At 61.4% G+C, this 13,952-nt stretch carries 13 protein-coding genes; 11 read left to right on the top strand and 2 right to left on the bottom strand.

Annotated elements, in window-relative coordinates; all coding sequences use genetic code 11:
- The first annotated feature begins 23 nt into the window (after positions 1-23).
- From ABV518_RS06220 to ABV518_RS06170, 11 genes are all read left to right on the top strand, one after another.
- Entirely contained in the window at positions 24-1,148 is a 1,125-nt protein-coding gene (locus ABV518_RS06220; protein ID WP_367765973.1) for a Gfo/Idh/MocA family protein, read from the top strand.
- Positions 1,145-2,140 carry an NAD-dependent epimerase/dehydratase family protein gene (locus ABV518_RS06215; RefSeq protein ID WP_367765972.1) on the top strand — a complete coding sequence of 332 codons (996 nt, stop codon included), beginning with the start codon at positions 1,145-1,147 and terminating at the stop codon, positions 2,138-2,140. Before ABV518_RS06220 ends, ABV518_RS06215 begins: the two co-directional genes overlap by 4 nt.
- Positions 2,137-3,303, top strand: a complete 1,167-nt coding sequence (locus ABV518_RS06210) for a DegT/DnrJ/EryC1/StrS family aminotransferase (protein ID WP_367765971.1) — start codon at positions 2,137-2,139, stop codon at positions 3,301-3,303. The genes ABV518_RS06215 and ABV518_RS06210 overlap by 4 nt, the downstream gene beginning before the upstream one ends.
- Positions 3,300-3,959 carry an acetyltransferase gene (locus tag ABV518_RS06205; protein WP_310166540.1) on the top strand — a complete coding sequence of 220 codons (660 nt, stop codon included), beginning with the start codon at positions 3,300-3,302 and terminating at the stop codon, positions 3,957-3,959. The genes ABV518_RS06210 and ABV518_RS06205 overlap by 4 nt, the downstream gene beginning before the upstream one ends.
- Positions 3,960-3,967: 8 nt before the next feature.
- Complete coding sequence (locus ABV518_RS06200) at positions 3,968-5,044, top strand: glycosyltransferase family 2 protein (protein WP_367765970.1); 1,077 nt, start codon at positions 3,968-3,970, stop codon at positions 5,042-5,044.
- Positions 5,041-6,546 (top strand): lipopolysaccharide biosynthesis protein, encoded by a 1,506-nt coding sequence (locus ABV518_RS06195; protein ID WP_367765969.1) that lies wholly within the window; start codon positions 5,041-5,043, stop codon positions 6,544-6,546. Before ABV518_RS06200 ends, ABV518_RS06195 begins: the two co-directional genes overlap by 4 nt.
- Positions 6,543-7,652: a DegT/DnrJ/EryC1/StrS family aminotransferase gene (locus ABV518_RS06190; RefSeq protein ID WP_367765968.1), complete on the top strand. Its 1,110-nt coding sequence runs from the start codon at positions 6,543-6,545 to the stop codon at positions 7,650-7,652. The genes ABV518_RS06195 and ABV518_RS06190 overlap by 4 nt, the downstream gene beginning before the upstream one ends.
- Before the next feature lie 79 nt (positions 7,653-7,731).
- Positions 7,732-8,757, top strand: coding sequence for a glycosyltransferase family 2 protein (locus ABV518_RS06185; protein ID WP_367765967.1), 1,026 nt, complete (start codon positions 7,732-7,734; stop codon positions 8,755-8,757).
- A gap of 283 nt (positions 8,758-9,040) precedes the next feature.
- Complete coding sequence (locus tag ABV518_RS06180) at positions 9,041-10,024, top strand: glycosyltransferase family 1 protein (protein WP_367765966.1); 984 nt, start codon at positions 9,041-9,043, stop codon at positions 10,022-10,024.
- The gene (locus ABV518_RS06175) at positions 9,993-10,877 is read left to right on the top strand and encodes a glycosyltransferase (protein ID WP_367765965.1); all 885 of its coding nucleotides are present in this window, start codon (positions 9,993-9,995) and stop codon (positions 10,875-10,877) included. Before ABV518_RS06180 ends, ABV518_RS06175 begins: the two co-directional genes overlap by 32 nt.
- The gene (locus ABV518_RS06170) at positions 10,874-11,932 is read left to right on the top strand and encodes a glycosyltransferase family 4 protein (RefSeq protein WP_367765964.1); all 1,059 of its coding nucleotides are present in this window, start codon (positions 10,874-10,876) and stop codon (positions 11,930-11,932) included. The genes ABV518_RS06175 and ABV518_RS06170 overlap by 4 nt, the downstream gene beginning before the upstream one ends.
- Here the strand turns inward: ABV518_RS06170 and ABV518_RS06165 are convergent.
- Both ABV518_RS06165 and ABV518_RS06160 read right to left on the bottom strand, forming a co-directional pair.
- Complete coding sequence (locus ABV518_RS06165; protein ID WP_367765963.1) at positions 11,916-13,001, bottom strand: O-antigen ligase family protein; 1,086 nt, start codon at positions 12,999-13,001, stop codon at positions 11,916-11,918. The genes ABV518_RS06170 and ABV518_RS06165 overlap by 17 nt on opposite strands.
- A 251-nt stretch (positions 13,002-13,252) precedes the next feature.
- Entirely contained in the window at positions 13,253-13,912 is a 660-nt protein-coding gene (locus ABV518_RS06160) for a hypothetical protein (RefSeq protein ID WP_367765961.1), read from the bottom strand.
- Positions 13,913-13,952: the final 40 nt, after the last annotated feature.

Below are 13,952 nucleotides of genomic sequence, written 5' to 3'. Positions count from 1 at the left end.
CCTCACCCGGGAAAGAAAGTGACATGAGAACCTTCGCCAATCCGTTCCACGTCCCCACACACCGCCAGCCGACGCCGAAACTGAAGATCGCCGTCGTCGGGGCCGGGTACTGGGGGCCAAACCTGGCCCGCAACCTGCAGGCCAGTCCGGCCTGGGACCTCCTGGCCATCTGTGACCTTGATGTTGGGCGCGCGGCCAAGCTCGCGGCGACGCTGGGTGACATTCCCGTCGTCGAGTCCCTGGATGAGTTGCTGGACACGTTTGACGTGGACGCCGTAGCGATTGCGACGCCGGCCCGCACCCACCACGGGACGGTCATGACGGCGCTGCGCGCCGGTAAGCACGTCCTGGTGGAGAAGCCGCTGGCAGACAGCCGCGCGCACGGGGTGGAAATGGTGGCCGAGGCCGAGGCGAACGGCCTGGTGCTGATGGCGGACCACACGTACTGCTACACACCGGCGGTGCTCAAGATGCAGGAGCTGGTGCAGGCGGGGTCGCTGGGTGAAATCCTCTTTGTGGACTCCACCAGGATCAACCTGGGACTGGTACAGCCCGACGTGGATGTGTTCTGGGACCTGGCACCGCACGACCTCGCGATCCTCGACTTTGTCCTTCCCGGCGGCCTGAACCCCACCGAAGTCTCGGCCTTCGGTGCGGACCCGCTGGGGACCGGCAGGGACTGTGTGGGGCACCTGAATTTCCGGCTGCCCAACGACGCCACCGCGCACGTGCACGTGAACTGGCTGAGTCCCACCAAGATCCGGCAGATGGTGATAGGCGGCTCGCTGCGGACGCTGGTGTGGGACGACCTGAATCCCCAGCAGCGGCTGAGCGTGTACGACCGCGGCGTGAGCCTGGAACGGCAGCCAAAATCGGCCGGTGAGAAGAAGACCTCCGCGGTCTCCTACCGGCTGGGGGATACGTGGTCGCCGGCCCTGCCGGAGCGTGAGGCGCTGGCGCAGGTGGTGGAGGAGCTGGCCTATTGCATCCATAACAAACGCGAGGCGCGCACAGGCGGCGCATCCGGGCTGCGTGTCCTGTCAGTTTTGGAAGCGGTCACCCGCAGCCTGAGCAATGACGGCCAGTCGTCACCGGTGGAGGGGTCCGAGCTGGCCGGTGCCGGAGTCCGGCTGGAGCGTGCGCTGTGAGTGAGTTGGGAGGGGCCAACGTCCTGGTGACCGGCGGGGCCGGGACCATCGGCTCCACCCTTATCGATGCCCTGCTCAGCGCCGGAGTGAACCGCGTTGATGTGCTGGACAACATGGTCCGCGGCCGGCTGGGCAACCTGGACGGGGCGCTGGAAAGCGGCCAGGTGGAGATGATCACGGGGAACATCGGAAACCGGGACCTGGTGCACGACCTGACCAAAGGCAAGGACCTGGTGTTCCATCAGGCAGCGATCCGGATTACGCAGTGCGCCGAGGAACCGCGCCTCGCGCTCGAGGTCCTGGTGGACGGGACGTTCAACATCCTGGAGGCCGCGGCCGAACACCGGGTGGACAAACTGATTGCCGCCTCCAGCGCTTCGGTCTACGGCATGGCGGAAGAGTTCCCCACCACGGAACGCCACCACCACGCCAACAATGACACGTTCTACGGCGCGGCCAAATCGTTCAACGAAGGCATGGCCCGGAGCTTCCACGCCATGACCGGCCTGGACTACGTGATGCTGCGCTACTTCAACGTCTACGGGCCCCGGATGGACGTCCACGGGCTGTACACCGAAGTCCTGGTGCGGTGGATGGAACGGATCATGGACGGACAGCCGCCGCTGATCTTCGGCGATGGCCTGCAGACCATGGACTTCGTTTACACCTCGGATGTTGCGAGGGCCAACGTGCTGGCGGCCGCGAGCGACGTCAGCCACGGCGTCTACAACATCGCCAGCGGAACGGAGACGAGCCTGCTGGAAATGGCGCAGGCGCTGCTCCGCGTCATGGACTCGGACCTGGAGGTGGAGCACGGACCGGCCCGGCTGGTGAACAGCGTGGTCCGCCGGCTGGCTGACACCTCAGCCGCGCGGCAGGACCTGGGCTTCAAAGCGGAAGTTGAACTCGAAGAGGGACTCCGCGAGCTCGTCAGCTGGTGGAAGCCGCTGCGCGAGGAGATCGCCGCGACAAGGAAAGTTGGTGCCCCGTGACTGCGGAAACAGTCCTTGCCCGGATCAACGTCATGAAGCCTTGGCTCGGTGATGAAGAAGCACAGGCTCTCGCGGAAGTTGTTGCCTCCGGCTGGGTGGCGCAGGGGCCCAAGGTCAAGGCGTTCGAGTCCGACTTCAGCGCCGCGCAGGAGGTGCGTCACGCCGTCGCGACGTCCAGCTGTACGACGGCACTGCACCTGGCACTGATCGTGGCGGGCATCGGCCCCGGCGATGACGTTGTGGTGCCCTCCCTGTCCTTCATTGCCACCGCCAACGCCGTGACTTACGTGGGGGCGCGGCCCGTGTTCTGCGACGTGGATCCGGTCACAGGCAACGTGACCGCGGAGACGATCCACGCCGCTCTGACCCTGGACACGCGCGCGGTGATTGTGGTGGACCAGGGCGGGGTGCCCGTGGACCTGGACCCCATCCGCGAACTCTGCGACCGGCACGAGATCACGGTGATTGAGGACGCCGCCTGCGGCGTAGGCTCCCAGTACAAGGGCCGGCCGGTCGGCACCGGGGCGGACGTGTCCGTCTGGTCGTTCCACCCGCGCAAGATCCTCACCACCGGCGAGGGCGGCATGCTCACCACGCACCGGGCGGACTGGGCGGCGCGGGCGCGGACGCTCCGGGAGCATTCCATGAGTGTCTCCGCGACCGACCGGCACGGATCATTGCTGGCCCCGCCCGAGGTCTACCTCGAGATCGGGTTCAACTACCGGATGACTGACCTGCAAGCCGCCGTCGGGATTGTGCAGTTGCGGCGGCTGGCGGAAATCGTGGAACGGCGCCGGGAAATCGCTGCGGCCTACGTTGCCGGACTGGCGGGCCTCCAGGGCCTGCGGTTCGTGGCGGACCCGCCGTACGGCACCAGCAACTTCCAGTCGTTCTGGGTTGAGGTCCTGCCAGGGTTTCCGGTCAGCCGCGAGGAACTGCTGGCCCGGCTGGCTGACGCCGGAATCTCGGCGCGGCGAGGCATTATGGCGGCACACCGGCAGCCGGCCTACCGTTGGCGCGACACCGGAAACGCCGGGCTGCAGCACACGGAGCGCCTCACCGACCGGACACTCATCCTGCCCGTCTTCCACGAGCTGGACACCGTCAGCATGAACCGTGTCATGAACACGATCCGTGCCGCCGCCAACGGGGTGGGCAGGTGAGCGAGCTGATACTGATTGCCGCGAGCGGGCTGGCCCGCGAAGTCCTGGCGATGGTGCGCAGCAGCGGCCAGTACGACGTTGTGGGGCTGCTCGATGACGATAAGGAGATGGCGGGTGTCACCGTGGACGGGGCGCCTGTCCTGGGGACGATCGATGATGCACCGAAGTACACGCACGCGTTTGTGCTGGTGTGCCTGGGCTCCGGAAAGTCGCGGGAAGCGGTGGTGGAGCGGCTCACGGCCATGGGGTTGCATGAGGCGCGGTACGCCACCGCGATCGACCCGTCGGTCCAGTGCCCGGAGGGGTGCCGGATCGGGCGGGGCAGCATCCTGCTGCGCAACGTGACGCTGACGGCGTCGGTCACCCTGGGTTCGCATGTGGTTGCCATGCCGTCGGTGACGTTCACGCACGACGACGACGTGGCGGACTTCGCGACGTTCGCCGCGGGTGTGTCGCTGGGCGGCGGGGTCCGGGTTGGCCGTGCCGCGTACCTGGGCATGAATTCCAGCGTCCGGGAACGGACGTCGGTGGGCGCCTACGCCACCGTGGGGATGGGTGCCGCGGTCCTCAGCAACGTGCCCGACGGCGAGACCTGGGTGGGCGTTCCGGCCCACGAAATCGACCGGGAGACTTTCTGCTTCGGGGGCGGGCGATGAGCGCGGGGATGGAGATCCGGAATTCGGCGGGACAGCAGATGGCGGCCGCGCGGCTGCAGCGTCGTCCCTCGGTCTCGGTAGTCATCCCCTGCTACAACTACGCGCGCTTCCTTCCTGAAGCTGTGAACTCTGCCCTGGAGCAAGCAGATGTGGAGGTGGACGTTGTTATCGTCGATGACGCGTCGACCGACGGAGGTGGGCAACTCGCCCTGGATCTTGCGTCAGCCGATCCCCGTATCCGGCCCATCCTGCACGGCAAGAATATGGGGCACATCGCCACCTACAACGACGGTCTGTCCCGTACCACCGGCGACTACGTGGTTCTCCTGTCAGCGGACGACGTGCTGGCACCGGGCTCCCTGGCCCGCTCCACCGCCTTGATGGAAAGCCACCCCAACGTAGGACTCGTTTACGGGTTTGCCCAGGAGTTCTCCGAGATCGTACCGTTCTCACCCGGCAAGCGGGCCTCTTGGTCTGTATGGCAGGGAGAAGATTGGATCGGGGTCATGTGCCGGCGCGGATCCAACATCATCATGAATCCGGAGGCAGTCCTCAGACGGTCGGTGATGGAACAGCTTTCCGGTTATCGCGCCAACATGCCCCACGCCGCAGACATGGATCTGTGGCTTCGCGCCGCCGCAATCAGTGGCGTGGGCCGGATCAACGGGCCCGTTCAAGCTTACTACCGCGTGCACGGACAGAACATGCACCTCACGGACTTCAGCGCGACTCTCGATGATATCCGGGCCCGACGTGAGGTTTTCGATGAAATCTGCACAATTTCCGTCCCTGCCCTCACCCGGCCACACCAGCTCCTGAATGCCGCCCGAAAGGCACTCGCGATCGAGGCCGTCCGAGCCGCGATCCATCTTGCCGACACTGAGAATGGACAGCTGGGCGGCGCCACCGTCCTGGCCGATTTCGCTGCGCAAACCGATCCGGCCATCACGACCTCCCGTCTCTGGGCCTCCTATCTTCGTCGGTCAAACGGCGGCTCTTCCATTGCCGAAAGATCGCTTTCGGAGCTTCTGTATCGCTGGCGCTGGTCCCTTCAGTGGCGGCGCTGGCGGCGGGCCGGCATATGAAGGCAACAGCATCAACCAGCCTGCGGAGCCGGATCGGGACGGGTCTGGCGTGGAGCACCGTAAACAGCCTCGTTCTCCGACTGGGCAGCTTCGCTGTGGGCATCGTCCTGGCACGGCTGCTGGCACCCGAGCAATTCGGGGTGTTTGCCGTTGCCCTGACTGTCCAGGCCGTTCTCATGACGCTGGCAGACCTGGGAATGAGCACGGACCTGATCCGCTCAGAAAACTCCAAGGAAAAAGCCCCCACAGTTGCAACGCTGGCGCTGGTGTCAGGAACGGCGCTGACAGGCGTCATGGCTGCGTCCGCCCAAAGCCTTGCCGATCTCTTAGGCAGCAGCGCGGCCGGACCTGTCATAGCCGTGATGGCGCTATCCATGATGCTCGCTGGCGCCGGCGTTGTTCCCTATGCCTCCCTTCAGCGCCAATTTGCCCAGAAGAAGCTCTTCATCATCGCGTTCGTGGAGTTTGTCGTTGGCACCGCCGTGACAATCAGCCTGGTCCTTGGTGGTTGGGGAGTCATGGGCCTCGCGGTCGCCAGGATAGCGTCCCAGCTCCTGACCCTTGTCCTTCAGTTCATCCTGTCCGGGGAACACGTCCGCTTCGGCTTTGATCCGGCCCTTGCACCCGGAATCCTCAGATACGGAATCCCCGTCGCTGGCGCGAATATGCTCTCGTGGGCGCTCTTAAATGTGGATAACGTGGCGATCGCGCGACTGGCAGGACCCGTGGCACTGGGCTTCTACTTCCTGGCGTTCAACATTTCCAACTGGCCAATGAGCGCACTCGGCCAGGTAGTCAGGTCAGTTTCGATACCGGCGTTCGCCCGGCTGTCCTCAGGACGCTCTGACCAAAGCCTCTCCGCTGTCGTGGGTCCGGTCTGGGCGGTTTCGCTCCTTGCCGGATTGATGCTCGCCGTACTTTCGGATCCCGTCGTTGAACTCGTGTACGGCGAAAAGTGGCTGCCCGCGGCCGTGATCCTTGCCTGGCTGGGGCTTTTCGGTGCCCTGCGCACGCTTTTTGACCTTTCCGCCTCCTACCTGCTGGCCAGGGGCGCCTCCAAGGCAACCTTTTTAGTCCAGGTTGCCTGGATTGCAGCCTTGGTCCCGGCGGTGTTCTCCGGTGTGGGAGCGGTGGGATCTGCCGGGGCAGCGATCGCACACTTGGGAACAGCACTCCTGATCGTCTGCCCGGCTTACGCTTTTGCCCTTCGAGCCAGCGGCGCAAACCTCCTGGCCATCGGCGCCCGGCTTTGGCCTCCGCTTGCTGCTGCCGTACCCGCCGCAGGGGCAGCAATCGGCGTTATGGCACTGCAGCCGACACCTTTGGCTTCTCTTTTCGCGGGCGGCGCCGCAGGTACTTGTGTCTACGCACTGCTGCTTTTTGCTTGGTTCCGCCGCCAGATCCGTGAGGCCATCAGGTGGATGCCAGGCAGTGACGTCCAAATCAACACCGAATCCAATGCTAACCAAAGGTTGGCCGCACCGTCAGGGGGTATGCCATGACACAACAACATGTGCCACTGGTTGATCTGTCCCACCAGCAACTGCAGATCAACGATGCCATTCGTGAAGGATTCAACCGCGTCATCGCGGAATCCAGCTTCATCATGGGGCCGCAGGTCGGCGAGTTTGAAGACGCCTGGGCGAATTACTGCGGCGTGAAGTATGCGATAGGCGTGGGAAACGGGACCGATGCGATCGAGCTTGCACTTCGGTCCATCGGCGTTGGTCCCGGGGATGAAGTCATCGTCCCCGCCAACACCTTTGTTGCGACTGCCGGGGCAGCTCTTCGGGCAGGGGCAAACCTCGTGCTCGCCGACTGCAACGAGGATTTCCTCCTGGACTCCCGGGAAGTGGCCGCGAAGCTCACGCCGAGGACGAAGGCTGTTATTGGCGTCCATCTCTTCGGACAGGCCGCTGCCATGGAAGACATCAGCAGCAGCGTGCCGCCGGGCGTTGCGTTGATCGAGGACATGGCACAGGCCCAGGGGGCCAGGAGATTTGGCGTTCGTGCCGGCGGGCTCGGCCATGTTGCCGCGACGAGTTTCTATCCGGGCAAGAACCTTGGAGCCTACGGCGATGCCGGGGCCATCATGACTGACTCGGAGGCCGTCGCCACTCGGCTCCGCGAGCTGCGCAACCATGGCGGGAAGGCACGCTACGAGCATTTGGACATAGGCTTCAATTCACGGCTGGATACACTTCAGGCCGTGGTCCTCAATGCCAAACTCGGGCTACTGGATCAATGGAACCAGCAACGTGTGGATGCTGCCGCCCGGTACCGGGAACTGCTTCGGGACCTGGACGGCGTTGTTTTGCCCCGATGTATTCCAGGCAATGACCACGTCTTCCATCTGTACGTTGTCCGGGTTCAGGAGCGGGACCGCGTTGTCCATGAGCTAAACAGGGGCGGAATCGGAGCCGGGATTCATTATCCGAGTCCCGTGCACCTGCTGCCCGCGTACGCCTTCCTCGGACACCGGAAGGGATCATTTCCAGTCGCCGAATCCCTATCCCGCGACATATTGTCTTTGCCTCTATACCCCGGAATCACGCCATCACAGCAGGAGATCGTCGCTGACGCGCTCCGGTCCGCGTTGAGGGGCTGAGGTCATGGACAACACCTCCGCACGTTTGCATCGGCGAATCAGAGTCAGGCCTCTGCTTGAACGGCCGTACCGACCCACTGTGACAGTGGTCATTTCCTGCTACAACTACGCCCATTACCTGCCCCAGGCGGTCCAGAGCTGCATCAGTCAGCGGGATGTGGACGTCGACGTCATCATTGTGGACGACGCATCCACGGATGACAGCCTCGCGGTCGCCGAAGGCTTGTCTCGTGCCCACGCCAACGTCGCGGTCGTGACGCACAGCCAGAACAAAGGCATGGTGGAGACGTTCAATGACGGCGCAAAGGTTGCCACCGGAGAGTTCCTGGTCCGCTTGGATGCGGACGACTTGCTTACACCGGGATCGCTGTCCCGCGCCACGCTCGTGGCCCAGAATTGCCCGTCCGTTGGACTCGTGTACGGCCACCCAATCCATTTCTCCACGGAATCTCCACCGGTATCTCACGTGATCCCGTCATTATGGACTATTTGGCCCGGCTTGAACTGGCTAAGCGACAGGTGCCGTTCCGGGCAAAATGTGATCACCTCACCGGAAGCATTAATGCGCAGGTCAGTTGTGGAATCCATTGGGTACCAAGCAAATTTGCGACACACGCCGGATATGGAATTTTGGCTCCGTATGTCGGCATTCGCAGACGTGGCCTACATCCACGGGGCCGACCAGGCTTGGCACCGCGACCACCCCGACAGTATGTCGGCACGTGAAGTTGACGGGGTGAATGATCTCGGTGAGCGGCTTGAAGCATTCGAAGCCCTTTTCGGTGGCGTAGCTGGGAGGGTTTCAGGAACTTCTGGACTCCTCGGCGTAGCCAAGCGGGCGTTAGTCCGCGAGGCACTCTTTACCGCGGGACTTGAACTGGACCGTGGGCTGCGTCATCCGGAGTTGATGGACGCTTATCTTAGCTTCGCCAGACAAGTAAATCCTGGTGTCGAAAATTCGACGGAGTGGACGCACCTCAGCACGCGCGCAGATAGGGCCACTTCAGGAAGCCAATGGCGTCCGTCATCGGTCGTCCGACGCGTTCACAGCAGGGTCAGGTCTGAGTTGACCTGGTACCGCTGGCGGCGGAATGGGGTGTTCTGACATGGCATTCTCGTCGAACCTGCCTGCTCGGGTAATCTCACGGTTGCGTTCCAATGGTGCCCGGGATGTCGCCCAGCGAATAGCTAGGCGGACCGTCCGCTGGATCGCGGGCGAATTCAAGACTGCAGATCTGGACTTCCCGTTGCTACCGAATGACATCGCCGATTCGACTAGGTTAGGGGTTGCAAGCGCACCGGCTCAGAGGAGTGAAGGGCCCCTGCACATCGCGTGGCTCTGCGTCCCTCCGAGCCCAGGAAGCGGCGGCCACACGACCCTTTTCAGAATGATCGAAGGTCTGGAAAAACGTGGCCATCGATGCACCATACTTCTTTACAACCGCCACGGTTCAGAGCTTCAGTTCGACTCAGGAGTTATCCGCAGCCATTGGCCAGAGCTAGCGGCGGAAATTTGCTACGCCCCTTCACGGATCACGGGTTTCGACGCTTGCGTGGCGAGCTCATGGGAAACCGCGCATGTGTTGGCCGCGAGAGGCGACTCCGAATATCCCAAGTTCTACTTCATCCAGGACTACGAGCCGTTCTTTTATCCGCACGGAAGTCTTTACGCCTTGGCCGAGGACACGTACAGATTCGGGTTCCGGCATCTTGCCGTGGGACAGATGGTCCAAGAGATTCTCGGACGCGAAACTGGAACCTCCGCAACGGTCGTTCCATTCGGTTGCGACACGGACGTCTACAAACTCGAGAACCGTGGTCCAAGATCAGGAGTAGCGTTCTTTGCCCGTCCAGGTGTGGACCGTCGCGGTTCCATACTTGGCAAGCTCGCCTTGGCCGAATTTCACCGGCGCCACCCTGAACAACCCATAACCGTCTATGGAGATCAGATACTCAACTGGGACGTACCCCACCGCTATGCCGGTCGGCTCTCGCCTGCACAACTCAATCATTTATACAACCACTCAGCGACAGGACTGGCTATGTCCTTCACTAACGTGTCCTTAGTGCCTGAGGAAATGCTAGCAGCAGGCATGCGGCCGGTCGTCAATGAGTCACCCCTTGCCCGCATGGGGCTTTCAAATGAGCACATAATCTGGGCTCCAGCAACGCCGGGCGGACTAGCAGATGCACTCTCTCGCGCGATTGAATCCCCACTGGAGGCCAACGAGATGGCTCGCATCGCAACCAGCGTTAGGGCTGGCTGGGAACCAGCTCAACGCCTGGTCGCCAAGGAAATCGAAGAAATATGTTCAAGGGCTATTAGCACCGGAGGGCAAAATGCTGAGATGGATGGCCGCAATGGACAGTAAGACACGATCTCCAGGTCGAAGGACTGGAAATGCGAGTCATTTTGTATTGACGCGTTTCAATGTTCGAAGTTTTTACCATACAGCCGAACCAACGGATGAGTGGCTGCACACGAGACTGGATCTATTCCGAGAATATTGCCTTCCATGTCTAACGCATCAGACAAGTAGTCGCTTCACTTGGCTTGTTTTCGTCGATAGCTTGAGCCCCAAATGGTTCCTAAAAGAAATCCAGCAACTTGGTAATGGCATATTCGAGACGGTTCCCATCCATGGCCCCTTTACATCCGCAGCCGTTTCTGCCGAAATCACTCTAAGAACGAGTACTGCCTACATTCTCACCACGCGCGTGGATAATGATGACGCCGTGTCGAAGGATTTTATCGAAACAATTCAAGCGTGTTTCACGGGTCAGGAATTCGAGTTTCTGAATCTCGTCAATGGCGCTCAATATGCGACCGGCAAGGCTTATCTCCGGCCATATACAAAGAACCCGTTCCTAACTCTCGTTGAGAAAATAACGGCTGATCCTCCATCGACCGTCTTCATCGAACACCACTATCGCGTGAACGAGATGGGACCAGTCAGGAATGTTCGCACGGCCCATCCAATGTGGCTGCAGATAATCCACGGTGGAAACATTCTCAATGAAGTGGTGGGACTTCGTGTACCCGGGCAACGGCTGGCCAGTCATTTCGGCTGTGAGCTGCGGTTTGATGATAATTACGGGAGACTGGTGCTTGAGATGTCTTTGGGGTTCGCCCGGATATTCACCAGACTCATACAGAAACCTGCCCGAATTGGCGAGTTACTGCGCGTGCTTGTGGCCAATAAGCCTGGCCGGAATGTCTCATGACGAAGGCGACCACGGCTGACCCACTGGCATCCCTGGTCTACACGTTGGACCTTGACCCGGGGCGTTGGCTCGATCGCCACCTGCGCGGCGAAGTTCCCGGCCGCTTCCCGTACGGACTCGACCGACTCGCCGAGTCCGGATTTCGCGTCGAGGCCGAAGTCGTTCGCCGCGCCGGGCGCAATCCGCGGGAGTGGATAGGGCTTGTTGATCCACGTCTATGGCTTCCGCGGCATGTGAAGCCCCAAACGGGCGCGGTTATTGCTTGGGACGAATCAACGGCTGTGCCCATGCTTATTCGTCATGCTAGAGGCGACCGAAAACTTATGGCAGGCGTAATCTGGGCCACCGATGCGGCAGCGGCTAGCGCCCGCTTTTCACCGCACTTAGGACTACTGCGGCAGGTTTACCGCCACCTGGATGCAGTGTGGGTACTTTCCCGCGGACAACTTCCCATCTTGCGGGAGTGGCTCGGCATACCTGCCGACCGACTTCACTTCGTTCCCTTGGGTATTGACACTGATTTCTTTCCAGAGAGCCAACTGCCCGAGCGTCCAATGGTACTAAGCATGGGCAACGATCGGGACAGAGACCCTGCCACGCTTTTCGAGGCGATGCGGATATTGCAGTCGCAGTTGCCCGATATTCGTGTGGTTGTCCAATCCCGGTCGGTTTCGACTGCCCCGCGCGGCATCGAATTGATTCGTGGGCTTAGCGGCACAGAGGTAAAGGGTCTTTATGCGCAAGCAAGCATCGTCGCCGTCGCCACCCGGCACAACCTACACGTGTCTGGGATGACAACGGCTCTGGAAGCCATGTCGATGGGGCGGCCCGTGGTGCTCAGCGGGACGCCAGGAGCAGAGGACTACGTGAGGGACGGCAGAACCGGTCGCTTGGTGCTTCCTGGAGATGCTCAAGCCATGGCCGACGCGATGGTGGAATTACTCTCCGCGCGAGAGATGCTGAGCACGATGGGATCCGCAGCCGCTGCCCACGTACGCGAGTGCCACTCAGAATCATCAATGGCCCGGAGGCTAGCGTCTATTGCAAAATTGTGAGGCTCACTGAGATTGGCGCCTCCTGCTTAGACAGTTTCCAGATGGCTCCCGAAATACCCAACAGGAAAAACATAAAAACTGCCGCCATAGGAAACGTCAACGCATCAAAGAACGCAAAGGTGACAGCCCCGGCTGTCAGCGACGCAAACACCGCGTAGCTTAGATGGCGGAGTAGTGGATCTCTGAGGTTGCGTCTGGCAAGCAGGCAACACGCGAGGCCGGTAAGAATCATGGCCAGAAATGCGACTAGACCAATCGTGCCAATCTCAATCAGCAGACCCAGGTACTGATTATCCAATATCCGGTACTCGGGCAGGAAGGTTCCGAACCCACGGCCAACGAGAGGGGTCCTCCCGGCCATCTCCAGGGCCACGGCGTAACTGCTGGTCCGGGACGCGGCGCTGGTGTCCTCGCTCAATCCCACAAAGAGGCCTTTAATCGTGCCGACCATGCCGGGCACGAAGAGGTACGTGACTGTAAGGGCCGCCGCGGCCAAAAGGACAGCCCTGATTCGCGCTGCCCTGGACCAACTCAAGGCAAGGATGGCGACGCCAGCGATGACGCCGATCAAAGCGGATCTGGAAATTGACAGAAGTGCCGCGGCGGAGATGGCGGCTACAGGGTACCAGCGCGCTAGACGGCTGCGGTGTGCGTCGTTGAGGGCAAGCGCGATTGCAATGGGGAGGGACATGCACAGCACGGTTCCGTACTCCAACGGATGAGATGCTGTGGCCGCCGCCCTCGTGAAGCCGGAACGAGTCTGGACATTGTCAAAATCCGTATCCGCGGTCAGTCCAGGAATGTAGATTGAGGAGACCAGTGAGAGACCAGACCAAAACTGCACTAGCCCCAGCGTGGCCATCAATGCGCCGATGAGAGCCACCCTCCGCAACATCGTAAGCAGCCGTTCTCGGTCAGCCGTTCCGTCATTGGCTATGAGCAGAACTCCCGCCCAACTGAATGCCTTAAGCACGCCACCATCTGCCAGCCCTGCCTCTCGCGTAGGTATGCCGACGAAATTGCTGAGGGAGTAGCTTACAAGTATTACGCCCAGCACAAGGAAGAACATGAGCCTAACCGGGTGCTGCTGCGTACTCACCGGGAACGGCCGCTGGAGCCGAGACCAAACCCACCACAACAGCGCGCCAAGAAACCACAAGGTTGCGGGCTTTCCCGCCGGCCCGAGGGCCGGGATCGTGAGATACGAAGGCACAGCGCACGTCAAGATCAACCCGGCCGTAAGAACCGAAGTCGCATCCCAGCCTCTGGGTCGCGCCACTGCAATTCGCGGCGCGGTCTCCGCCGACTTTAGATGTTTACTCACGCTTGCGACCTCCGATCGCCCGATCGCCGTCTCAACCAACCAACGGCAATTTTTTCCACACCATAAGCCGCGCAGCCGGAGAGGATTATGCCGATGCCCGCCATGACGGCCAAGCCCTTTCCTCTCCCCAGGGGTGTACTGCCAACGTCAACGACGTCCGGCGCTGCAGGCGAGGCATCGACACCAATAAACGAATTCGGACGAGCGCCGGCATCCGCCTGTAAGTCGAAGGCTGCCTGTTTGACTTGCCCAACGACGTCGGCGAGGGTCTGATTTACGTCTTCGGGGCTGTCGCCCGTTACTTGAATGGCCAGCATCGGTTTGGAAAAACTGGTGGCCCATTGATTTCCAGTGTTGGGGAGAGTGATGGAATAGCCTCGGCGAATGCCACTACCGTACAAAGTGGCATTGCTGGAGGGAAGCTCAACGGGTTCTCCTTCACCACTCACCTTTCGCTGCACGATCCCGGCAAAGTTGATTAGGGAAGGAGCCACACCATCATTCACATTTGAAACTGACCCGCCACCGGGCTCGACAAATACTATTTGCGCCTGTACCCAATACGTCCGGCCCGTCTGGCCCAAGACAATGCAAGCCCATATCACCGCAGCAAGGCACGCGACGGCCACGTACCAGCGTCGAAGGATGATCTGCAAAAGAGTGCCCGCGGTCACAACTGACTCACGTCCGGTTCAA

Source organism: Arthrobacter sp. HS15c (assembly GCF_040812005.1).
GTDB lineage: Bacteria > Actinomycetota > Actinomycetes > Actinomycetales > Micrococcaceae > Arthrobacter.
Note: the sequence above shows the minus strand (reverse complement) of the source record. Positions and strands in the feature narration are given on the sequence as shown.